Source organism: Enterobacter sp. RHBSTW-00318 (assembly GCF_014101375.1).
Taxonomy (GTDB): domain Bacteria; phylum Pseudomonadota; class Gammaproteobacteria; order Enterobacterales; family Enterobacteriaceae; genus Enterobacter; species Enterobacter ludwigii.
This window is the reverse complement of sequence record NZ_JABXQH010000001.1, coordinates 214822-238773: the sequence shown is the minus strand read 5'-3', so window position 1 is coordinate 238773 and position 23952 is coordinate 214822. Positions and strand designations below refer to the sequence as shown.

The following is a 23952-nucleotide window of genomic DNA, read 5'->3' as shown; positions in this document are numbered from 1 at the left end:
TCACTACGACGATCGCCGGTCAGAAATCCACTCCTGAACCTCAATCTGAAAGGTATCCGGCGCTTTGCGGTACATCTTGCGCGCCAGATCGAGAATGGTATGTCGCGCTAACTCCTCTTCCATCCGTTGCTGTGCGCTGTCCATGACCGAACGTACGCCACACGGGCCATTGCACACCCAGGCAGGAGGCGTTTCATTAAACACCGCCAGCCGCTGACGCACCTCTCGACACTCAAACATGTTCTTCTCACCGTCAATGGCGTGCGCCACATCCAGTACGGTGATCAACTCCGCCGGGCGCGCCAGTTTAAACCCGCCGCCCTTACCTTCCGTGCTGCTCACCAGCCCGGCACGTGACAAACGGGTGAAGATTTTTCCCAGGTAATCATACGGCACCCCCTGCAAGGCGGCCATTTCCCGGACGCTCATCTCACGCTCATTGCCTTTTGCATCCACCATGCACATCAGGCTGTGAATGCCGTATTCCACACCGGAACTGTAAAACGCCATGGTTAACTCCGAAGTTATTTATCTGGGTCATTATAACGGCGTTATTGCCCACAATCACAACTACCCTCCCCTTTTTCATTAACATGCTGATTTTATGCAACATTAAAATTTAACTCAGAAAGAAGTTGTCGCAGTTAACTGCGACAAGTATAGTTGCAGTTATGTCAGGTATACAGCGTGATGATCAAAAGGATCGAAGATGAAAAAGCAGATTTTAATTGTGGGCAGTGGTTTTTCCGGCATGTGGGCTGCCGTCAGTGCCGCGCGTCTGAATGCGCTGGAGGGCAATAACAGCCTGAAGATCGCCGTGCTGGCACCCGCCCCTGAGTTGCGTGTTCGCCCGCGCTTCTATGAAGAGAACGTGACGTCGCTGGTCTCGCCGCTGACCGGACTGTTCGCTGAATTGGGTATTGATTTTATCGCCGGCAAAGCAGAATCCATTGATATAAAAGGGAAAAGTGTTTTCTATCGTGATGCGAATGGCGTAACTGCCGCAGTGAGTTACGAGCGGTTAGTGCTGGCCACCGGCAGTCAGAGCAAGCGTCCACCGATTGCCGGGCTGGCTGAGTACGCCTTTGATATCGATCAGCTTGAATCCGCACAGACCTTTGAGCAGCATCTTGACTCCCTGGTCTCGCGCCCTTCCACCGCTGCGCGCAATACCGTGGTTGTCTGTGGCGGCGGTTTTACCGGCATTGAACTGGCAACCGAGCTTCCTGCCCGACTGCGCGCTCGCTTCGGTGATGATACAGCGACAAGAGTTATCGTAGTTGAAAGGGGTCATGTCATTGGCGGACGATACAGTGAAGCATTGCGTAACACCATTGAAGACGCGAGCCAGGAACTGGGGATTGAGTGGCGTCTGAACAGTGAAATTGAGGCCATCGATGCGAACGGCGTAACGCTGAAAAACGGCGAACGTATCCCCGCTGCAACCGTAGTCTGGACGGCAGGCGTTGAAGCAAACCCGCTTGGACAACAGATTAACGGCGAACGCGATAACCAGGGGCGTCTGAAAGTGACAGAAACGCTGCAGGTTCCGGCTCATCCGGACGTGTACGCGACGGGAGATATGGCCTACGCCAGAACGGACGAGATGGGGAACACGGCGCTAATGACCTGCCAGCACGCGATCCAGTTGGGTAAATTTGCCGGCCACAACGCGGCAGCCAGCCTGTTGAATCGCACGCCTTATCCTTACCGCCAGGTTAACTACGTGACCTGTCTGGACCTGGGTGCCTGGGGTGCCGTTTACACTGAAGGGTGGGACCAGGCCGTCAAATCGGTGCGTGATGACGCAAAGAAAATCAAAATCGCCATCACCAATGAACTTATCTACCCGCCAGCAGCGGACAAAGCCGTGGCGTTTGCCGCTGCCGATCCGTTGGCGAAATTTGTCTAATGCCCTTCTACCGCGCCTTACCGGCGCGGTTCAACGTGCGGAAGCGAGCGAACCGGCGTCTGCCTTTCTGGCCCGAAGGTGCGCGTAGATCAGCAGTGAACTCATGGCTGAGAAAGAGAGCACAGCCGCTGGCAGCGTGACATAGCTCCAGCTAAAGCCAAGCGTGATCATCATCCCGCCAAAATACGCCCCTATCGCACTGCCGAGGTTAAATGCCATCTGCCCGCCTGCGGCACCCAGCATCTCACCGCCCTTCGCATTTTGCAGGAGAAGAATTTGCAGCGGCGCAGAGAGTGCAAACAGCCCGGCACAGCAGATAAAGCCCATCACCAGCGACGCCGTTTTATGTTCCCCAAAGGCGAATAGCAACAGCAGTGACGCGACAATGACCATGTCGGTGGTGGCGGCAATACGCAGCGGACTGAAGCGACCCGATAATTTCCCGCTCAGGAGATTACCTAACACCATACCCAGCCCCATCAGCATCATGATGACCGTCATGACACCTTCGGAGAAGCCAGAGACGTTGACCATAAACGGTTTGACGAAGCTGAACCACGCAAACACGCCAGCATTGCCAAACATGGTGGCGGCAAAAATCAGCCACGGCTCCGGTTTTTTCAGAAAGGAAAATTGCGCGGTCAATTTGATTTCGGAGCGATCATGGATGTGCGGCACCCAGACCAGTACCGAGATGATCACCAGAGCATCAAACAGGGCAATCAGGAAAAAGGTATAGCGCCAGCTGAATTCATGACCCAGCCAGGTGCCCAGCGGTACGCCCACCAGATTGGCAACCGTCATGCCGGCTATCATGCCCGCCACGGCGACCGTCACCTTCCCCGGAGGCGCAATTCTCGAGAGAATAATCGCCCCGACGCCAAAAATGGCGCCGTGCGGAAAACCGGAAATCAGCCGCCCTATTGCCAGCCAGGCATACGACGTAGAAAAGGTAAAAATTGCATTACCGACGGCACACAGCACCACCAGAAACAACAGCGTGGATTTTAACGAAAATTTGCCTGAGAACAGCGCCACAATCGGGGCACCAATCACCACACCAAAGGCGTAAAACGAAATCATATTCCCGGCGGCGGGAATTGAAATTCCGGTGTCATGGGCCAGTTCAGTTAATACGCCCATAATGCCAAATTCAGCCATTCCCAGGCCAAACGTGCCAAGTGCCAAAGAAAAAATTGTCTTTTTCATACCACAACCACTGGTTAACAACGCGCGACGGGCATTATTGAACAATCTTGTATGGTGAGCCAGTTCAAATCAGCTGGCTGACACGTTAATCCATTAATTCAGGTGGATTACACTTCATAGTGCGGCCCCGCTTTTTCCCGCGCCGGACAACCTGAGGATGACAATCATGGGAAGCAAGAAGAAAACCAGTGTCGCAGTTGATGTCATAAAGCATGAGCCGTTAAAAACGAAAGAGTATGAAAAAGAGCTTCGTCGCCTCCACGTTGAACTGGTTAAACTCCAGCAGTGGGTCGTCGCAAAGGGTTTAAAGGTCTGTATTGTCTTTGAAGGGCGCGACGGTGCCGGTAAAGGCGGAACCATTAAAGCCATCACTGAACGCGTTAGCCCACGCGTCTTCCGGGTTGTTGCGCTCCCCGCGCCGACGGGAAAAGAGAAGACCCAGCTCTATTTCCAGCGCTATGTCCCCCACCTGCCAGCCGCCGGCGAAATCGTCATTTTTGACCGCAGCTGGTACAACCGCGCGGGCGTTGAACGAGTGATGGGATTCTGCACACCGGAGCAGGTCGAGAAGTTTCTTGATGGCACGCCGGTGATGGAAAAAGCAATGGTGGATGCCGGGATCATCCTGCTTAAATACTGGCTGGAGGTCACGCCGAAAGAACAGGAGCGTCGTCTGCGCGATCGTATTAACGACGGGCGAAAGACCTGGAAATTATCGCCAATGGACATTAAGTCTTTCAATTTGTGGGATGAATATACCGTGGCGCGAGATGCGATGTTTGCAGCCACCGACACCGCCTGGGCGCCGTGGTTTGTCGCCCGTTCGGAAGATAAAAAACGCGTGCGCCTGAACATTATTTCGCACCTGCTGGCGCAAATCGAGTCTGTACATAAATTTGTGTAATTGCCTGATTTTGATATGTTCAATCCAACATCAAAAGCAGGTTAATTTATGGACGAAAAACAGTTGCAGGCTCTGGCTAACGAACTGGCCAAAAATCTCAAAACCCCTGACGATCTCAACCAGTTCGATCGCCTGCTGAAGAAAATCAGCGTTGAGGCGGCTCTCAACGCCGAAATGTCCCACCATCTGGGCTACGATAAAAATCAGCCCAAACTGGGGGCTAATTCCCGTAACGGCTATTCCACAAAGACCGTTACCACCGGCGATGGCCCTCTGGAACTACGTACCCCACGCGATCGTGATGGCTCCTTCGAACCCCAACTGGTGAAGAAAAACCAGACCCGCATTACCGGCATGGATAACCAGATTTTATCGTTGTATGCCAAAGGGATGACCACACGCGAGATCGCCGCCGCGTTCAAAGAGTTGTATGACGCGGATGTCTCACCCGCGCTGGTCTCAAAGGTCACCGATGCGGTCATGGAGCAGGTTGTCGAATGGCAAAATCGTCCGCTGGATGCAGTCTATCCCATTGTTTATCTTGACTGTATCGTCCTGAAAGTCCGACAGGATAGTCGTGTCATCAATAAATCAGTGTTCCTGGCGCTGGGCATTAATATCGAAGGCCAGAAAGAGTTGCTGGGGATGTGGCTGGCCGAAAATGAAGGGGCGAAGTTCTGGCTGAATGTGCTGACAGAATTGAAGAATCGTGGCCTGAACGATATCCTCATTGCCTGCGTTGACGGCCTGAAAGGTTTCCCGGACGCCATCAACGCGGTGTATCCGGAGGCCCGCATCCAGCTGTGCATCGTGCATATGGTGCGCAACAGCCTGCGGTTCGTCTCCTGGAAGGACTACAAAGCCGTCACCCGCGACCTGAAAGCGATTTACCAGGCACCGACGGAAGAAGCAGGCCAGCAGGCGCTGGAAGCGTTCGCCGCAGCCTGGGACAGCCGCTATCCGCAGATAAGCCGAAGCTGGCAGGCAAACTGGGCCAACCTGGCGACGTTCTTCGCTTACCCGGCAGACATCCGCAAAGTCATCTACACCACCAACGCCATAGAATCACTGAACAGCGTGATCCGGCATGCTATCAAAAAGCGTAAGGTGTTCCCGACGGACGACGCGGTGAAAAAGGTGGTGTGGCTGGCAATCCAGGCGGCCTCACAGAAATGGACGATGCCGCTGAGGGACTGGCGTATGGCAATGAGCCGCTTTATTATCGAGTTCGGTGACCGCCTGGACGGTCACTTCTGAGAAAAGGCATTTACACAGAATCGTGTACAGGGTCCGCAAATCCCGTACAAAGCCATTCACATCGAAGCGGTGAGTTTGCCGAAGCGTAAGATTGGTAAAGTGAAGCCGACCCAATACCCGTTCCGGTATGTTGAAGAGCGTTTTTGACTGAAGCGTTCGCGGGTCATTCGCTGACCCGCGAGCGCGGGACTTACGGCATCCCTTTCGTACTTTCCTGTTTCGCTTCCAGCCGCTCAACGTCACGGTACCAGCGCGGGTGGTGTTTCTGCGCCCAGCGGCGGCTCACTTTCCCTTCAATCATGCCTTTAATCGACCCTTTGACCCAGAAGGCCATATACATGTGGATCAGGATGGCGTGGATCAGAATGATGGCTGACGTCGCGTGAATGAGCAGCGCGTAGCGAATCACCTGAATGGGGAAGTAGTGCGCAAAGTACGGCCGCCAGATAATGACGCCGGTGACCAGCAGAACAAAAATCATGCTCATGATGGTCCAGAACATCATCTTCTGCCCGGCGTTGTATTTCCCGACCTTCGCAACCTTATGCTCATTGCCCTTCAGAACCTCAATAATCCCCTTCAGCCATGGAATGTCATGCTTATCCGGAATATTGTGATGTACGAAGCGCGCAAACATAAACATCAGCACCACGAAAATCAGCACGCCGAAGAACGGATGCAAAATACGCCCCATCTGTGGCGTCCCGAAGGTTTCCGTCAGCCACTGCAGCGTCGGGAAGAAGAAGGAGATCCCCGAGACCGCCACCAGGAAGAAGCAGATCACTACCGTCCAGTGACAGGCGCGGTCGACAAACTTCGTGCGCACAATCCATGACTTACTCATGAGGTTCCTCCTCATCGTCATCCACCTCTTTGTTGGGTCCGATACCGATGTAGTGATAAATCAACCCGGCGAAAGTAGCGATAAAGCCCGCCGCAGAGAGCGGTTTGAGCGCCCCTTTCCACAGGTTGATCGAGGTATCGATCGCAGGATCTTTCGGCAGATTGTGGTACAACTCCGGCTGGTCGTTATGGTGCAGAACATACATCACGTGCGTTCCCCCCACCCCCTGCGGGTTATAAATGCCCGCACTGGCGTAACCGCGCGCTTTCAGTTTGTCCACGCGCTGCTGGGCTACCTCCAGCATCTCTCTTTTTGTCCCGAAGTGGATAGCCCCGGTCGGACAGGTTTTCACGCAGGCAGGCTCCTGCCCGACGCTCACGCGATCGACACACAGGGTGCATTTGTAGACCCGGTTATCCTCTTTACTGAGGCGCGGAATATTAAACGGACAGCCCGCAATGCAGTAGCCGCAACCGATGCAGTTATCCTGCTGGAAATCGACAATCCCGTTGGCGTACTGGACGATGGCCCCGGCTGACGGACAGGCCTTCAGGCATCCCGGATCTTCGCAGTGCATACAACCGTCTTTACGGATCAGCCACTCCAGCTTGCCGTTCTGATCGGTTTCGCTAAAACGCATCACCGTCCAGGATTTGGCACTCAGGTCCGCCGGATTATCGTAAACCCCGACGCAGTGTCCCACTTCATCGCGGATATCGTTCCACTCCGAGCAGGCCACCTGGCAGGCTTTACAGCCTACGCAGGAAGTGACATCGATAAGCTTGGCGACTTCTGCCTTATCATCCCGCGCACGAGGCGCGGGGGTGATGGAGTTGGTCGCGGAGCGTTTAATAATGTCCTGTGTTTCCATTGCCATGTATTCGCTCCTTACGCTTTCTCGATGTTGACCAGAAACGCTTTGTACTCCGGCGTTTGCGAGTTGGAATCGCCGACGTTTGGCGTCAGGGTATTGGCGAGGTAGCCTTTTTGCGCCACCCCTTCAAAGCCCCAGTGCAGCGGAATACCGACAGTTTCCACCTGCTGACCATGCACGTTCAACGCCTGCAGACGACGCGTTACCACCGCAACCGCGCGAATAAAGCCGCGCTTGCTGCTCACCTTCACGCGGTCACCGTTGGCAATACCCTTCGCTTTCGCCAGCGTTTCGCTGATCTCCACAAACTGTTCCGGCTGGGCAATGGCGTTAAGCCGTGCATGCTTGGTCCAGGTATGGAAATGCTCGGTCAGGCGGTAGGTTGTCCCGACATACGGGAACCTGTCCTTCTTGCCTAAACGCAGGACGTCCTCTTCATAGATACGCACCACCGGACTGGATATAACGTTCGGGTGCAGCGGGTTGGTGCCGAGCGGCGTTTCCATTGGCTCGTAGTGTTCCGGGAACGGCCCCTCCGCCAGCTTATCGAGGGCAAACAGGCGTCCCAGCCCTTCCGGCTGCATGATAAACGGCCCGGTCTCACTGCCCGGTGCGGCGGTGCTGAAGTCCGGAATATCGTTACCCGTCCATTTGCTGCCGTTCCATTCGATCAGCATCCGTTTCGGATCCCACGGTTTGCCGTTGATATCCGCAGAAGCACGGTTGTACAGCACGCGACGGTTCAGTGGCCATGCCCACGCCCAGCCCAGCGTATTGCCCAGCCCTGACGGGTCAGCGTTATCGCGGTTAGCCATCTGGTTACCCTGCTCCGTCCAGCAACCGGTGTAGATCCAGCATGACGACGCGGTCGTGCCGTCATCCCGCAGCAGCGCGAAGCTGTTGAGCAACTGACCTTTCTTCGCCAGCAGCGTGCCGTTCGCGTCATACAGATCCGCCAGCGCAACGCCGTTATTCTCTTTGGCGACCTCTTCGGATTCAGGATGGTCCGGCTGATTGTAATTCCAGCTCATCCTCAGCAGCGGTTCAGCGCCTTTCCCCCCTTCGGTGCGATACATTTCACGCAGACGATGGTAAATCCCGGCGAGGATTTCGCCGTCGTTACGCGCTTCACCCGGTGCATCCTGGCCTTTCCAGTGCCACTGCAGCCAGCGGCCGGAGTTGGCAATCGACCCGTCTTCTTCTGCAAAACAGGTGGACGGCAGGCGGAACACTTCGGTCTGAATCGATGCAGGATCGACGTCGTTCATCTCGCCGTGGTTCTGCCAGAAGTTGGAGGTCTCGGTCACCAGCGGATCGATAACCACCATGTATTTCAGTTTGCTCAGGCTGCGAACGACCTTGTTTTTGTCCGGGAAAGACGCCACCGGGTTAAAGCCCTGGCAGATGTAGCCCGCAACGTTGCCCTTATCCATCATGTTGAAATACTTAATGACGTCGTAGGCCTGGTCCCATTTCGGCAACCACTCGAAGCCCCAGTCGTTTTCCTTCTGCGCGGCATCGCCATAGAACGACTTCATCAGGCTGACGAAGAACTTCGGATAGTTACTCCAGTAGTTCACCTGATCGGCACGCGTTGCTTTTGGCGTGTTGGCCGACAGATAGCTGTGCAAATCAGTCTGCTTTTCAGACGGCAGCGTCAGATAGCCTGACAGGCTGGTCGACAGCAGGCCCAGATCGGTCAAGCCCTGAATGTTGGAGTGTCCGCGCAGGGCGTTCACGCCACCGCCGGCCATCCCCATGTTTCCGAGCAACAGCTGAATCATTGCCATGGTGCGGATGTTTTGCGCACCGACGGTATGCTGCGTCCAGCCGAGCGCATACAGGAACGTCGTGGTTCTGTCGGCGGCGCTGGTAGAGGCCAGTACATCACACACCTTGAGGAAATCTGCTTTTGGCGTACCGCAGATATTCTCCACGACGTCCGGCGTATAGCGGGAAACATGCTGTTTCAGCAAATTCCATACGCAGCGCGGATGGCTCAGGGTCTCATCGCGTCTGGCGTAGCCGTTTTCATCGAACTGGTAGTTCCAGGACGATTTATCGTACTGCCGTTTTTCCGCGTCATAACCGCTGAACAACCCCTCTTCAAAGGCAAAATCATCCCGTACCAGGAGGCTGGCATTGGTGTAATGCTTAACGTATTCAGCGTTAATTTTATTGTTTTCAATCAGGTACAGCAGAACGCCCGAGAGGAACGTAATGTCCGTACCGGAGCGAATAGGCGCATAGATATCCGCCACCGATGCCGTACGCGTAAAGCGCGGATCGACAACGATCAGCGTCGCATCGTTATTGTTTTTCGCTTCCATCGCCCAGCGGAAACCCACCGGATGGGCTTCAGCGGCATTACCGCCCATCACCATCACGACGTTGGCGTTTTTGATATCAACCCAGTGGTTGGTCATCGCACCGCGACCAAATGTTGGAGCAAGACTTGCTACCGTTGGTCCGTGTCAGACGCGCGCCTGGTTATCTACCGCCAGCATGCCGAGGGAACGCACAAATTTTTGCGTCAGCATGCCGGTTTCATTACTTGCCGCGGATGCGCACAGCATGCCGGTCGACAGCCAGCGGTTCACCGTAACGCCCTGCGCGTTCTTTTCGATAAAGTTGGCGTCGCGGTCAGCTTTCATCAGTTTTGCGATTCGGGAAAACGCCTCATCCCAGGAGATACGCTGCCATTTGTCAGATCCTGGCGCACGGTATTCCGGATAGCGCAGACGGTTTTCGCTGTGGACATAATCCAGCAGACCCGCCCCTTTCGGACAAAGTGCGCCACGGCTCACCGGATGATCCGGGTCCCCTTCAATATGATAAATCGCTTCTTTGGCGTTCTTCGCGCCATCGCCCAGGCTATACATTAAAAGCCCACAACCTACGGAACAGTATGTGCAGGTGTTACGGATCTCTTTCGCGCGCAGCAGTTTATAGTTGCGTGCCTGAGCCAGCGCCATTTTGGGTGCAAATCCCAGCATTGCGGCTGTTGTTCCGGCCATACCGCCCGCGCAGATTTTAAAAAATTGTCTGCGGCTGACGTCCATTGTTGTCCTCGTTTTCATTTAAGACTTCGCGCCGCAAACTAGCAGTAAAGCCCCTGTTTTTTTTGCGTCAAATCAAGGTCACTTGTCTTCACCCCCTTAATAGTCACCCCCACGGAGTTTAAATACCTCTTTTTGATTAAAGACTTAAGAGAATAATTCGCGATGGCAGGAGGATTAATGCTATAAATTTTTCCTTTGATTTTTATAGCGATGGCAGGGTTATGGACAGAAAGAGAGCAACGCTCACGGGACTGGCGGCGATACTGTTGTGGAGCACCATGGTTGGCCTCATTCGTAGCGTCAGTGAGGGGCTGGGACCGGTGGGAGGCGCAGCAATGATATACACCCTCAGCGGATTACTGTGCCTGGTGACGGTAGGATTTCCTGATATCAGACGGTTTTCACCCCGGTATCTTATTGCCGGCAGCGTGCTGTTTGTCAGCTATGAAATTTGCCTCGCCCTGTCGTTAGGCTATGCCGCAACGCGCTCCCAGGCTATCGAAGTGGGAATGGTCAATTATCTCTGGCCAAGCCTGACGATAGTGTTTGCCATTTTATTTAACGGCCAACGGTCCACCCTGTGGGTGATCCCGGGCTTAGCCGTCTCATTGTTGGGCGTCTGTTGGGTATTAGGCGGAGAACAAGGGCTACATCTTGATGACATCATGCGTAATGTCATCTCTAGCCCGCTCAGCTACGCGCTGGCGTTCGCCGGGGCTTTTATCTGGGCGGCTTACTGCACCGTCACCAGTAAGTTTGCCAACGGGCAAAACGGGATAACGCTTTTCGTGCTGCTCACCGCGCTCAGTCTGTGGGTGAAATATGCGTTCAGCGAACAGCCGCAAATGGTGTTTACTCTCCCGGTGGTCGTGAAGCTCATCATGTGCAGCGTCGCACTGGGGTTTGGCTATGCGGCATGGAATATCGGTATTCTTCATGGCAACGTCACGGTACTCGCAGCGGTATCCTATTTCACGCCTGTACTCTCAGCAGCACTTGCTGCCGTATTGCTGAATTCCCCCCTCTCGTTTTCTTTCTGGCAAGGCGCATTAATGGTTTGTGCCGGGTCATTGTTGTGCTGGTACGCCACGCGAAAATAATATCGCTCTTCTCTGCCGGGTCCATAATCGCCCGGCGGGAATTAACATAAATTTAATATGTGATCGCGCGTCAAAATAATGATCGGCGCGTTAGAAAAGCCGTTTAGATTCTGTTTATATTACCGCCCTTTCGTAAATCCCCGTCGTCTTTTATTGACATAACTTGACACCGTTACGTTATTAATCCCTTGCGAATATTAACAATGTATATAGCACAAAGTGCAATAGTGTGTTTCTGTGTGTTTCATGTCCAACAACGATCATCCCGTACAATGGAATAGTTAACCCATTGATTTTAAACAACTGACATTTATATCAAACGAGCAAAAAGACAGAAAATACCGACAATTAACAAAAGAAACTAAAACGGCCGAAAACTATATTGCGGCCAATGGTTTTGTTGAATAATTCATCAAAAAATGCACAAATCCCCACCATCTCATTCGTTACAGCCGCAATTTATCCGATCCGGATCACACTAATTGAAATTATTGCTAATATTTTGAAACTTATTATTGAAACCCTACTACAAGATTCTTAAAAATAGCATGCCATTGATGATTAGCCTCGTTTAGAAATCGTTCAAAGTGGCTCAGGAAATACTGAAGAAAATTATAAGGAATATTTAAGATGAAACTTAAATTAGTTGCAGTGGCAGTGACTTCCATGTTGGCAGCAGGCGTTGTAAACGCGGCTGAAGTTTTTAACAAAGACGGTAACAAACTGGATCTGTACGGCAAAGTAACAGGTCTGCACTATTTCTCTGATGACGCTGGCAACGACGGCGACAAAACCTATGTTCGTCTGGGCTTCAAAGGTGAAACTCAGATCAACGACCAGATGACCGGTTACGGCCAGTGGGAATACGAGTTCAAAGGCAACCGCTCTGAATCTCAGGGTTCTGACGGCAACAAAACCCGTCTGGCATTCGCGGGCCTGAAATTCAACGAATTCGGTTCTTTCGACTACGGTCGTAACTACGGTGTTGCTTACGACATCGGCGCATGGACTGACGTTCTGCCAGAATTCGGTGGTGATACCTGGACTCAGACTGATGGCTTTATGACTGGCCGTACGACTGGCGTTGCAACTTACCGTAACACCGACTTCTTCGGTCTGGTTGATGGCCTGAACGTGGCTGCTCAGTACCAGGGTAAAAACGACCGTAACGACATCACCGAAGCGAACGGTGACGGCTGGGGTCTGTCTTCTACTTATGAATTCGAAGGCTTCGGTGTAGGTGCTACCTACGCGAAATCTGACCGTACTGACCGTCAGGTTGCTGCTGCAAGCAATCTGAATGCAGGCGGCGAAAACGCGGAAGTATGGGCTGCGGGTCTGAAATACGATGCCAACAACATCTACCTGGCAACCACCTACTCTGAAACCCGTAACATGACCAACTTCGGTAGCGGTTTCATCGCTAACAAAGCGCAGAACTTCGAAGTGGTTGCTCAGTACCAGTTCGACTTCGGTCTGCGTCCATCCATTGCTTACCTGAAATCCAAAGGTAAAGACATTGGTACTTACGGCGACCAGGATCTGGTTGAATACGTTGACGTTGGCGCGAGCTACTACTTCAACAAAAACATGTCTACCTACGTTGATTACAAAATCAACCTGGTTGACGACAGCAGCTTCACTAAAGCAGCTGGCGTTTCTACCGACAACATCGTTGCTGTTGGTCTGACCTACCAGTTCTAAGATTTGTTAGTATAAAAAAGCCAGCCTTCGTGGCTGGCTTTTTTTATTCGGTTTGACTGGCGTAATAAAGGAGCACGCCATGCATATTTTCAAAGGACGCTGCCTGTGTGGGATGAGCCAATTCAGCGTTTCCCTCAACAACTTCGACGTCTATGCCTGCCACTGTACCCAGTGCCAGAAATGGTCGGGGGGAATGGCCATGTATCTGGAAGCGCAGGGTCAACCGCTTGTGGAAGAAGAGTCGATAGCCCCTTCTCATTTCACGTCATCTGCGCGCGGCGAACGCTGGTTTTGTCCCGGATGCGGTTGCCCGCTGTGGTTCACACTGACCGCACGCTCAACGACGCGCTATTTCATTCCCTGGACACAGCTTGAGATGAGCGAAGACGAACGTCGCCGTCTGATACTTGCCGCTGAAATCTATACAGAAACGCAACCCGCATTCTTTGGCCTGACCGGGCAATACGCGCGCTTTAGCGGCACCGAAATTGAAGCACACGACAAGCGCTGCCTGCTGACTCCCCATGACGCACACTGAGGGTTGCCCGGTAAGCATCGCGCCACCGGGCCTGTTTTTTACTGTTTCGGTACGTTTGCCAGGCTAAACCAAATCCCGACCGCCAGCACCAGTAACATTGCGCCAGCACTGCCTAACGCCACGCTGTGTGACGTGATAAAGGCCGTTTTTGCCGCCGCAATTAACGACTCCGCCAGCCCTGGAGTCAGGCTCTGCGCCACGTTCACCGCTTCGCCAATCGATGACGAGGCCTTATCGGCCAGCGTCGCGCTCAGTCCCTGCGGCAGAACAATTGACGCTGAGAAGCTGCGGGTTAACAGCAGACCAAAAATGGCAATGCCCAACCCTGCGCCCAGCTCATAGGACATGGTTTCAATCGCCCCTGCGGCAGCCGCTTTCTCTTTTGGCGCAGCCGCCATAATTGCCGAGGTTGAGGCCAGCAGCGCACTGGCGGCACTGAAGCCCAGCAGCACCATCAGACTCCATGCCTGCCAGTGCTGCGTGCTGAAGTCGAGCAGCGACAGACCGATAAAGCTGACGGCACTCAGCCCCATTCCGCCTGCCGCCACCAGCCGCAGCCCCAGACGACCGACCAGCACACCGGCAATCGGCCCGCTAAACCCGCTGGCAACCATCAGCGGCAGCATAAACATCCCCGCTTCAAACGGCGTAAAGCCATGTACAAACTGCAGCTCCTGGGCCATCAACAGCTCAAACCCCACGAGCGCGATCATGGCGGTCATCGCCATCACGACACCGCTTAAAATAATGCGATGACAGAACAGGCGCATGTCGATCATCGGCACGCGGGCGCGAAGCTGGATCCGCACAAAGATCATCAGCATCACCGCTCCGGTGAGCAGCGTCATTGCCACCAGCCACGGAGAAAGCACCCCTTTGAGCGCGGTTTTCGCGCTGTAGACCAGCAGCAATATCGCCACAATCAGCATGACTGCATGGGCAATATTCAGCGGCTGTTCCGGGCGTCCCTGTTGACGAGGCACCAGACGCGCGGCAAGGGAAACAACGATGACCACGATCGGTACGTTGATCAAAAAGACCGATCCCCAGTAAAAATGCTCCAGCAACATACCGCCAATCAACGGACCAAACGCCGCACCGCCTGAACCGACGGCGGCCCAGACCCCAAGCGCGATGTTGCGATCGCGCGCATTAACGAACAACGTGCGGATCCCCGCAAGCGTGGCCGGGATGATCATCGCCGCCCCAATCGCCAGCGAGGCGCGGGCAGCAATCAGCCATCCTGCTGAAGGCGCAAATGCAGCTGCCAGCGATGACAAGCCAAACAGCGTACTGCCAATTATCAACAACCGTTTAAAACCAATGCGGTCACCCAGTGCGCCCATCGGCAGCACCATCCCCGCCATCACCAGCGAGTATATATCGATGATCCACAATAATTCGTTACCGCTGGCACCCAGCGTCATACTCAACGTCGGCGCCGCTACGTGCAGTACCGTCGCGTCGATCGCCACCGGGATATACACCAGCACGATAATGACTAACGCTAACCACTGACGAAACATAAATTTCCTTTTCTTTTAAATCATGGACACATGTCCAGCTTGCGATCCTACGTAAAGTTGAACGAGTGTCCAGCTTTTTGTTACACTTGTTTCAGTCCCATTAAGAGTGAGTGAAAATGCGATATCTGAGCAAGGATGAAAGGCGGGAAGAGATTTTACAGGCCGCTATGCGCGTGGCGCTCTCTGACGGACTTTCCGCAATGACGGTACGGCGAATTGCCGCCGAAGCCGGCGTCGCCACCGGACAGGTCCACCACCATTTCACCTCTGGCGGGGAGCTAAAATCGCTGGCTTTTGTGCGGTTGATCCGTGAACTGCTGGATGCGGATGTGGTCGGCAAGCAGGCCAGCTGGCGACAGCAGCTACATGCCATGCTCGGCAGCGATGATGGTCGGTTTGAGCCCTATATTCGCCTGTGGCGTGAGGCGCAGATCCTGGCAAGCCGGGATACGGACATCAGGGGCGCATATGTACTGACCATGGAGATGTGGCACCAGGAGACCGTCGCCCTTATCAAAGCAGGCACTGACGCGGGAGATTTTACCCCGGGCGATCGGCCAGAAAATATTGCCTGGCGTTTAATTGGTCTGGTGTGTGGCCTGGACGGCATTTATATATTAGATATCCCAGAGATGGACGACGCTGCCTTTAATAACCATCTTGATAAATTAATCTCTCTGGAATTGTGTTAATACTCACTTATGAGTATTAACAGCCCTCACTTACAATTCGTAACACATTAAGCGAACCCTTATTTCCCGTCCCGGCTCAGGGATTCGCTTTTTTATCTATCCTTTCAGATGTATCCCAAACCATCCAATAATTCCAGAAACACACTGTCAGACATCCACCTGTTTTTACTCCATTTTTTCTTTTTATGGTTAAGCAAGAGGGCGACATGTCACAACAAAGTGAGAAGAATAATCCTTATCTGCTGAGCAACTGGAAACCCGAAAACGCGCAATTCTGGGAAAATAAAGGAAAACATATTGCCCGAAGAAATCTTTTAATTTCTGTGGCTTGCCTGTTATTAGCGTTTTGCGTATGGATGTTATTTAGTGCCATTGCGGTCAATCTGAATAAAGTTGGATTTAATTTTTCCACCGACCAGCTTTTTATGCTAACAGCCTTACCCTCCCTGTCCGGTGCGATATTGCGCGTCCCCTACTCGTTTATGGTTCCTCTCTTTGGTGGACGCTACTGGACGGTGTTAAGCACGGTGATCCTGATTGTTCCGTGCGTCTGGTTGGGGATCGCGATTCAGGACACTGCCACTCCCTACTGGATCTTTATCGTCATCGCGCTGCTGTGTGGTTTTGCCGGCGCTAACTTCGCCTCCAGCATGGGCAATATCAGCTTCTTCTTCCCGAAAACGAAACAGGGTAGCGCCCTGGGGATTAACGGCGGGCTGGGGAACCTGGGCGTGAGCGTAATGCAGCTGGTCGCGCCGCTGGTGATCTTCCTGCCCATGTTCACCTTTCTCGGCGTAAACGGCGTGCCGCAGGATGACGGATCAACGATGTGGCTGGCCAATGCCGCGTGGATTTGGGCGCCCCTTCTTTTGCTGGCCACGATTGCGGCGTTTTTCGGCATGAATGACATCGCGAGCTCTAAGGCCACGATTGCCAGCCAGCTACCGGTGTTAAAACGTTTTCACCTGTGGCTCCTGAGCCTCCTCTACCTGGCAACCTTCGGTTCGTTTATCGGTTTTTCAGCAGGCTTCGCCATGCTGTCGAAAACCCAGTTTCCTGACGTCAATATCCTCCATCTGGCTTTCTTTGGTCCACTGATTGGCGCGCTGGCCCGTTCTGCGGGCGGGATGATCTCAGACAAACTCGGCGGCGTACGCGTCACCCTGATTAACTTCGTCTTTATGGCGCTTTTCAGCGCCCTGCTTTTCCTGACGCTTCCCGGTTCCGGGTCGGGCAGTTTTCTCGCCTTCTATCTGGTCTTTATGGGCCTGTTCCTCACCGCCGGACTGGGCAGCGGGTCAACGTTTCAGATGATTGCCATCATTTTCCGCCAAATCACCCTCACCCGCGTGAAGCAACAAGGGGGAAGTGACGAGCAGGCGCAGCATGAAGCAGTGACCGAAACCGCGGCAGCGCTGGGCTTTATCTCCGCCATCGGTGCCGTCGGCGGGTTCTTCATTCCGAAAGCCTTCGGCACGTCGCTGGCCATGACCGGCTCGCCTGTGGGTGCCATGAAAGTTTTCCTCGTGTTTTACATCGTCTGCGTCCTGGTGACCTGGCTGGTTTATGGCCGCAAATCTTCACAACGATAACAATTACACATTCGCCTGAGAGTGGGCAGCCCTCTCCAAAAAGGCTATCGAAGCAGGAGAAATGTCATGAGTAAACTGTTGGATCGCTTTCGCTATTTCAAACAAAAAGGCGACAGCTTCGCCAATGGACACGGGCAGGTGTACAACACCAACCGTGACTGGGAGGACAGCTACCGACAGCGATGGCAGTTCGACAAGATTGTGCGGTCCACCCACGGCGTAAACTGCACGGGCTCCTGTAGCTGGAAAATCTACGTCAAAAACGGCCTGGTTACCTGGGAAACCCAGCAGACCGACTACCCGCGTACCCGCCCCGACCTGCCTAACCACGAGCCGCGCGGCTGCCCGCGCGGTGCAAGTTATTCCTGGTACCTTTACAGCGCCAACCGGCTGAAATACCCGCTGGTGCGCCGCACGCTGATCGAACTGTGGCGTGACGCGCTGGCGCAACACAGCGATCCGGTGCTGGCCTGGGATGCCATTCAGAACGATCCGCAGAAGAGCCGGAGCTACAAGCAGGCTCGCGGACACGGCGGATTTATCCGCTCCAGCTGGAAAGAGCTGAACCAGCTGATTGCTGCCGCCAACGTCTGGACCATTAAACACTACGGCCCCGATCGCGTGGCCGGTTTTTCACCGATTCCGGCGATGTCGATGGTCTCGTATGCCGCCGGGACGCGTTATCTCTCTCTGCTGGGCGGCACCTGTCTCAGTTTTTATGACTGGTATTGTGATTTGCCGCCCGCCTCGCCCATGACGTGGGGCGAGCAGACCGACGTGCCGGAATCCGCAGACTGGTACAACTCCAGCTATATCATTGCCTGGGGGTCTAACGTTCCGCAGACGCGTACGCCAGATGCCCACTTCTTTACCGAGGTTCGCTACAAAGGCACCAAAACCGTGGCCATCACCCCGGACTTCTCCGAGGTCGCCAAACTGAGCGATCAGTGGCTGGCACCCAAGCAAGGCACCGACAGCGCGCTGGCGATGGCCATGGGCCACGTGATCCTCAAAGAGTTCCATCTCGACAACCCCAGCGAGTACTTCCTCAACTACTGCCGCCGCTACACCGACATGCCGATGCTGGTGCTGCTGGATGAACAGGCCGATGGCCGCGTGGTGCCGGGGCGGATGCTTCGGGCCTCTGATCTCACGGACGGGCTGGGAGAAGCCAATAATGCTGAGTGGAAAACCGTCGCCTTTGATATCGCCGGCGATCTGGTGGTGCCGAACGGGTCCATTGGTTTCCGCTGGGGCGAAAAAGGCAAATGGAACCTGGCGCCGCTGGCGGCAGATCATGAAACTGAGCTCACCCTCTCGCTGCTGATTACCCACGACAGCGTGGCAGAGGTGGCATTCCCCTATTTTGGCGGCAATGAAAATCCACACTTCCGTAGCGTCAAGCAGGAGCCGGTCCTGACGCGCCGTGTGCCGAGTAAAACCCTGACGCTGGCCGATGGCAGCCAGAAACGGGTGGTCAGCGTCTACGATCTGATTCTCGCTAACTACGGCCTCGATCGTGGTCTGGAAGACAGCAACGCGGCGGGCAGCTATGACCAGATCAAAGCCTATACTCCCGCCTGGGGCGAGCAAATTACCGGCGTCCCGGCTTACCTGATAGAGAAAATTGCCCGCGAGTTTGCCGACACGGCGCACAAAACGCACGGCCGGTCGATGATTATCCTCGGTGCCGGGGTGAACCACTGGTACCACATGGACATGAACTACCGCGGGATGATCAACATGCTGGTGTTCTGCGGCTGCGTGGGTCAAAGCGGCGGCGGCTGGTCACACTATGTGGGTCAGGAGAAGTTGCGTCCGCAAACCGGCTGGCTGCCGCTGGCGTTTGCGCTGGACTGGAACCGTCCCCCGCGCCAGATGAACAGTACGTCGTACTTCTACAACCACGCCTGCCAGTGGCGTTATGAGAAACTGACCGCGCAGGAGTTACTCTCTCCGCTGGCGGACGCGACAAAATTCACCGGTCACCTGATCGATTTTAACGTCCGGGCAGAGCGTATGGGCTGGCTTCCCTCGGCACCGCAGCTAAACCTCAATCCGTTGCACATTAAAGCCCGGGCCGACGCCGCCGGCATGACCCCGCAGGAGTACACCGTGCAGGCATTAAAATCGGGCGATATACGTTTCGCCTGCGAACAGCCTGACAACGGTAAAAACCACCCGCGCAATCTGTTTGTCTGGCGGTCTAACCTGCTCGGCTCTTCGGGGAAAGGTCACGAGTACATGCTCAAATACCTGCTCGGTACCGAAAGCGGCATCCAGGGCGAAGATTTAGGGTCGACGGATGACGTTAAGCCCGAAGAGGTGGAGTGGCAAACTCAGGCCATCGAGGGCAAGCTTGACCTGCTGGTGACGCTCGATTTCCGCATGTCCAGCACCTGCCTGTTCTCCGATATCGTGCTGCCCACCGCGACATGGTATGAAAAAGACGACATGAATACGTCGGATATGCATCCGTTTATTCATCCGCTTTCAGCTGCCGTCGACCCGGCCTGGGAATCCCGCAGCGACTGGGAGATCTACAAAGGTATTGCCAGCGTTTTCTCAGAGGTGTGCGTCGGCCATCTTGGCACCGAAACGGACGTGGTACTGCAGCCGCTGCAGCACGACTCCCCGGGGGAACTGTCACAGCCGTTTGATATTCAGGACTGGCGCAAAGGCGAATGCGATCTCATTCCGGGTAAAACGGCGCCGACGATTGCGGTGGTCGAACGGCATTATCCGGAAACCTACGAGCGCTTTACTTCACTCGGCCCGCTGATGGACAAACTCGGCAACGGCGGGAAAGGCATTTCATGGAATACTCAGAGCGAGGTCGATTTCCTTGGCAAGCTGAACTACGTGAAGCTTGATGGCCCGGCAAAAGGACGCCCGCGTATTGAAACGGCGATTGACGCCTCTGAAGTGATCCTCGCCCTCGCCCCTGAAACGAATGGCCAGGTGGCAGTGCGAGCCTGGCAAGCGCTGGGCGAACTGACCGGTCGCGATCACACCCATCTGGCGCTGAACAAAGAAGATGAGAAAATCCGCTTCCGCGATATTCAGGCCCAGCCGCGGAAAATTATCTCCAGCCCCACCTGGTCGGGCCTTGAAAGTGAGCATGTCTCCTATAACGCCGGTTATACCAACGTTCACGAGCTTATTCCCTGGCGCACCCTTTCCGGTCGTCAGCAGCTGTATCAGGACCATCCGTGGATGCGCGCGTTCGGGGAGAGTCTGGTGGCCTATCGCCCACCGATTGATACCCGAAGCGTTAGCCATATGCGCGAAATCCCGCCGAACGGCTTTCCTGAGAAGGCGCTGAACTTCCTGACGCCACACCAGAAATGGGGCATTCACTCGACCTACAGTGAAAACCTGCTGATGCAAACGCTGTCACGCGGGGGGCCTATCGTCTGGATCAGCGAAACCGATGCCAGAGAGTTAGGCATTGAGGATAACGACTGGATCGAAGCCTTCAACGCCAACGGGGCCCTGACCGCCCGGGCAGTGGTGAGCCAGCGCGTCCCGCCGGGCATGACCATGATGTACCACGCGCAGGAACGTATCCTGAATATTCCGGGTTCAGAAGTCACCGGCCGTCGCGGCGGGATCCATAACTCGGTGACGCGCGTCTGTCCCAAACCGACACACATGATTGGCGGCTACGCCCAGCTGGCGTACAGCTTCAACTATTACGGCACCGTCGGCTCTAACCGCGACGAGTTCATCATGATCCGCAAAATGAAAAATATTAACTGGCTGGATGGCGAAGGTCGGGATCAGGTACAGGAGGCGAAAAAATGAAAATACGCTCACAGGTTGGAATGGTGCTGAATCTCGACAAATGCATTGGCTGTCACACCTGCTCGGTCACCTGTAAAAACGTCTGGACCGGGCGTGAAGGTATGGAATATGCGTGGTTCAACAACGTTGAAACCAAACCGGGGATTGGCTACCCGAAAAACTGGGAAGATCAGGAGGAGTGGCAAGGCGGCTGGGTACGCGGGATCACCGGCAAGCTGACGCCGCGTCTCGGCGGGCGCGTGGGCGTGCTGTCAAAAATCTTTGCCAACCCGTCCCTGCCCGGCATTGATGATTACTACGAACCCTTCACGTTTGATTACCAGGATCTGCACCGTGCTCCACAAGGCGATCACCTCCCGACGGCCCGCCCGCGCTCGCTGATTAGCGGCAAACGGATGGACAAAATTGTTGGCGGCCCGAACTGGGAAGAACTGCTTGGCGGTGAGTTCGAAAAACGCGCCCGCGACCGCAACTTCGACAAGATCCAGAAGGAGATGTACGGCCAGTTTGAAAACACCTTCATGATGTACCTGCCGCGCCTGTGTGAACACTGCCTGAACCCGAGCTGCGTGGCCACCTGCCCGAGCGGTGCCATCTACAAGCGTGAAGAAGACGGCATTGTGCTGATTGACCAGGACAAATGCCGTGGCTGGCGCATGTGCATCAGCGGTTGCCCGTACAAGAAAATCTACTTCAACTGGAAAAGCGGAAAGTCGGAGAAATGCATCTTCTGCTACCCACGCATTGAGTCCGGCCAGCCAACCGTCTGTTCGGAGACCTGCGTCGGGCGTATTCGCTATCTGGGCGTGCTGCTGTATGACGCGGATCGCATTGAAGAAGCGGCCAGCACCGAACATGAAACCGACCTCTATGAACGCCAGTGTGACGTATTCCTTGATCCGCATGACCCGGCGGTCATTGAAGAAGCCTTCAAGCAAGGTATTCCGCAGAACGTGATTGACGCCGCCCAGCGTTCCCCTGTTTACAAGATGGCGATGGACTGGAAGCTGGCCCTGCCGCTGCATCCGGAATACCGCACCCTGCCGATGGTCTGGTACGTTCCGCCGCTGTCACCGATCCAGTCTTACGCAGATGCGGGCGGCCTGCCGCTCAACGACGGCGTGTTACCGGCGGTCGAAAGCCTGCGCATACCGGTGCAGTATCTGGCCAACATGCTCAGTGCGGGCGATCCTGCTCCGGTGCTGCGCGCCCTCAAACGCATGATGGCCATGCGTCATTACAAACGCTCTCAGACCGTTGAAGGCGTGACCGATACGCGCGCCATCGAAGAAGTGGGCCTTAGCGTCGAGCAGGTTGAAGAGATGTACCGCTATCTGGCGATTGCCAACTACGAAGATCGTTTCGTGATCCCCACCAGCCACCGCGAAATGGCGCGCGACGCCTTCCCGGAACGCAACGGCTGCGGCTTCTCCTTTGGCGACGGGTGCCACGGTTCCGACACCAAATTCAACCTCTTTAACAGCAGCCGCATTGATGCCATCAACATCACCGAAGTGCGCGACCACGGGGAGGGAGAGTGATGCAGATCCTCAAAATCATCGCCCTGCTGACTGAGTATCCCGATGAAACATTATGGGAAAATCGCGAGGAAGCACTTTCCCTGATAGAACAGGATCTCCCTGCGTTACTGCCCTTTGCCCGCCAGCATCTGGATGCCGCGCTGCTGGATAAGCAGGCCGAATGGTGCGAGGTGTTTGAGCGGGGTCGTGCGACCTCGCTGCTGCTGTTTGAGCACGTTCATGCCGAATCCCGCGATCGCGGCCAGGCGATGGTCGACCTGATGAGCCAGTACGAAAAAGCCGGCCTGCAGCTGGACTGTCGTGAGTTGCCGGACTATCTGCCGCTCTACCTGGAGTATCTCAGCCTCGTCACCGACGACGAGGCCCGCGAAGGGCTACAAAACGTTGCGCCGATCCTGGCGCTGATTGGCGGTCGCCTGAAGCAGCGCGGCGTGGCGCATTATCAGCTGTTCGATGCGCTCCTGACGCTCGCGGGCACGCGTCTGACCAGCGACAGCGTGGCGAAACAGGTTTCCACCGAGAAACGGGATGATACCCGCCAGGCGCTGGACGCCGTCTGGGAAGAGGAACAGGTCAAGTTTATCGAGGACAACGCCACATCGTGTGATACCTCACCGATGCAGCAATATCAACGACGCTTTAGCCAGGACGTTGCCCCGCAGTATGTCGACGTCAGTGCGGGAGGCCCAAAATGATCCAGTTTCTGAACGTCTTTTTCTACGATATTTACCCCTACCTGTGCGGCACGGTTTTTCTGGTGGGAAGCTGGCTGCGTTACGACTACGGGCAGTATACGTGGCGCGCCTCCTCCAGCCAGATGCTGGATAAGCGCGGCATGGTGCTGTGGTCAAATCTGTTCCATATCGGCATCCTGGGGATCTTCTTCGGACATCTTTTCGGGATGCTGACGCCGCACTGGGTTTATTCGTGGTTTCTGCCGATGTCGCAGAAACAGCTGATGGCGATGATTCTGGGCGGCGTTTGCGGCGTGCTCACGCTGGTGGGCGGTGCGGGATTATTGATTCGCCGGCTGACGAACCCGCGTATCCGGGCGACCTCCACCACGGCAGATATCCTGATCCTCTGCATTTTACTGGTGCAGTGTATTCTTGGGCTCACCACCATTCCGTTCTCCGCGAAATATCCCGACGGCAGCGAGATGCTCAAGCTGGTGGACTGGGCGCAGTCGGTAGTGACCTTCCGCGGTGGCTCGTCCGAACATCTGGCGGGCGTGGCGTTTATCTTTCGTGTTCATCTGGTGCTGGGCATGACCATTTTCCTGATCTTCCCCTTCACCCGACTGGTGCACGTCTGGAGCGCGCCGGTGGAGTATTTAACGCGTAGATATCAGGTGGTGAGATCGCGCCGCTGAGTGTTGCCGGGTGGCGCT

17 protein-coding genes and 2 pseudogenes are annotated in these 23952 nt (G+C 54.9%); 13 read left to right on the top strand and 6 right to left on the bottom strand.

Going from position 1 to position 23952, the window contains the following annotated elements; genetic code table 11:
• Positions 1-3: 3 nt before the first annotated feature.
• A complete protein-coding gene (locus tag HV157_RS01230; RefSeq protein WP_014170178.1) occupies positions 4-510 on the bottom strand; it encodes an Rrf2 family transcriptional regulator in 507 nt (168 codons plus the stop codon).
• A 199-nt stretch (positions 511-709) separates the two neighbouring features.
• On the opposite strand from HV157_RS01230, the gene HV157_RS01225 reads away from it, so the two are divergent.
• Complete coding sequence (locus HV157_RS01225) at positions 710-1912, top strand: NAD(P)/FAD-dependent oxidoreductase (RefSeq protein WP_063156452.1); 1203 nt, start codon at positions 710-712, stop codon at positions 1910-1912.
• Positions 1913-1942: 30 nt separating this feature from the next.
• On the opposite strand, the gene araJ is transcribed toward HV157_RS01225, so the two are convergent.
• The gene (gene araJ, locus HV157_RS01220) at positions 1943-3121 is read right to left on the bottom strand and encodes an MFS transporter AraJ (protein WP_040017569.1); all 1179 of its coding nucleotides are present in this window, start codon (positions 3119-3121) and stop codon (positions 1943-1945) included.
• Positions 3122-3287: 166 nt separating this feature from the next.
• On the opposite strand from araJ, the pseudogene ppk2 reads away from it, so the two are divergent.
• The 3 genes and pseudogenes from ppk2 to HV157_RS26155 form a co-directional block, all read left to right on the top strand.
• Positions 3288-4013, top strand: a pseudogene (gene ppk2 / locus HV157_RS01215) (polyphosphate kinase 2); the annotation flags it as partial.
• A gap of 60 nt (positions 4014-4073) precedes the next feature.
• A complete protein-coding gene (locus tag HV157_RS01210) occupies positions 4074-5282 on the top strand; it encodes an IS256 family transposase (RefSeq protein ID WP_015386429.1) in 1209 nt (402 codons plus the stop codon).
• Positions 5283-5318: 36 nt separating this feature from the next.
• Positions 5319-5429 (top strand): annotated as a pseudogene (locus HV157_RS26155) (polyphosphate kinase 2); the annotation flags it as partial.
• A 43-nt stretch (positions 5430-5472) separates the two neighbouring features.
• On the opposite strand, the gene fdnI reads toward HV157_RS26155, so the two are convergent.
• Genes fdnI through fdnG form a run of 3 tightly spaced genes read right to left on the bottom strand, consistent with a single transcriptional unit; the run spans position 5473 to position 10062 of the window.
• Positions 5473-6126, bottom strand: a complete 654-nt coding sequence (fdnI, locus tag HV157_RS01205; RefSeq protein WP_044859317.1) for a formate dehydrogenase-N subunit gamma — start codon at positions 6124-6126, stop codon at positions 5473-5475.
• Complete coding sequence (gene fdxH / locus HV157_RS01200) at positions 6119-7003, bottom strand: formate dehydrogenase subunit beta (RefSeq protein WP_014170219.1); 885 nt, start codon at positions 7001-7003, stop codon at positions 6119-6121. The genes fdnI and fdxH overlap by 8 nt, the downstream gene beginning before the upstream one ends.
• Before the next feature lie 11 nt (positions 7004-7014).
• Positions 7015-10062: a formate dehydrogenase-N subunit alpha gene (gene fdnG, locus HV157_RS01195; protein ID WP_182268670.1), complete on the bottom strand. Its 3048-nt coding sequence runs from the start codon at positions 10060-10062 to the stop codon at positions 7015-7017.
• A 221-nt stretch (positions 10063-10283) separates the two neighbouring features.
• On the opposite strand from fdnG, the gene yddG reads away from it, so the two are divergent.
• From yddG to HV157_RS01180, 3 genes are all read left to right on the top strand, one after another.
• The gene (gene yddG, locus HV157_RS01190) at positions 10284-11162 is read left to right on the top strand and encodes an aromatic amino acid DMT transporter YddG (protein WP_014170222.1); all 879 of its coding nucleotides are present in this window, start codon (positions 10284-10286) and stop codon (positions 11160-11162) included.
• 630 nt (positions 11163-11792) lie between these two features.
• Positions 11793-12866 carry a porin OmpD gene (ompD, locus tag HV157_RS01185; RefSeq protein WP_020884056.1) on the top strand — a complete coding sequence of 358 codons (1074 nt, stop codon included), beginning with the start codon at positions 11793-11795 and terminating at the stop codon, positions 12864-12866.
• Positions 12867-12945: 79 nt separating this feature from the next.
• On the top strand, positions 12946-13404 hold the full coding sequence (locus tag HV157_RS01180) for a GFA family protein (protein WP_020884055.1): 459 nt from the start codon (positions 12946-12948) through the stop codon (positions 13402-13404).
• Between the two features lie 38 nt (positions 13405-13442).
• On the opposite strand, the gene HV157_RS01175 is transcribed toward HV157_RS01180, so the two are convergent.
• On the bottom strand, positions 13443-14930 hold the full coding sequence (locus HV157_RS01175) for an MFS transporter (protein ID WP_020884054.1): 1488 nt from the start codon (positions 14928-14930) through the stop codon (positions 13443-13445).
• Between the two features lie 116 nt (positions 14931-15046).
• On the opposite strand from HV157_RS01175, the gene HV157_RS01170 reads away from it, so the two are divergent.
• From HV157_RS01170 to narI, 6 genes are all read left to right on the top strand, one after another.
• Positions 15047-15622: a TetR family transcriptional regulator gene (locus HV157_RS01170; protein ID WP_020884053.1), complete on the top strand. Its 576-nt coding sequence runs from the start codon at positions 15047-15049 to the stop codon at positions 15620-15622.
• Between the two features lie 206 nt (positions 15623-15828).
• Entirely contained in the window at positions 15829-17214 is a 1386-nt protein-coding gene (locus tag HV157_RS01165; RefSeq protein ID WP_020884052.1) for a NarK family nitrate/nitrite MFS transporter, read from the top strand.
• Positions 17215-17280: 66 nt separating this feature from the next.
• The gene (locus HV157_RS01160; RefSeq protein ID WP_025204127.1) at positions 17281-21021 is read left to right on the top strand and encodes a nitrate reductase subunit alpha; all 3741 of its coding nucleotides are present in this window, start codon (positions 17281-17283) and stop codon (positions 21019-21021) included.
• On the top strand, positions 21018-22562 hold the full coding sequence (narH, locus tag HV157_RS01155; RefSeq protein WP_020884050.1) for a nitrate reductase subunit beta: 1545 nt from the start codon (positions 21018-21020) through the stop codon (positions 22560-22562). The genes HV157_RS01160 and narH overlap by 4 nt, the downstream gene beginning before the upstream one ends.
• Positions 22562-23257 carry a nitrate reductase molybdenum cofactor assembly chaperone gene (narW, locus tag HV157_RS01150; RefSeq protein ID WP_149376493.1) on the top strand — a complete coding sequence of 232 codons (696 nt, stop codon included), beginning with the start codon at positions 22562-22564 and terminating at the stop codon, positions 23255-23257. Before narH ends, narW begins: the two co-directional genes overlap by 1 nt.
• A complete protein-coding gene (gene narI, locus HV157_RS01145) occupies positions 23254-23934 on the top strand; it encodes a respiratory nitrate reductase subunit gamma (protein ID WP_182268607.1) in 681 nt (226 codons plus the stop codon). The genes narW and narI overlap by 4 nt, the downstream gene beginning before the upstream one ends.
• Positions 23935-23952 lie beyond the last annotated feature (18 nt).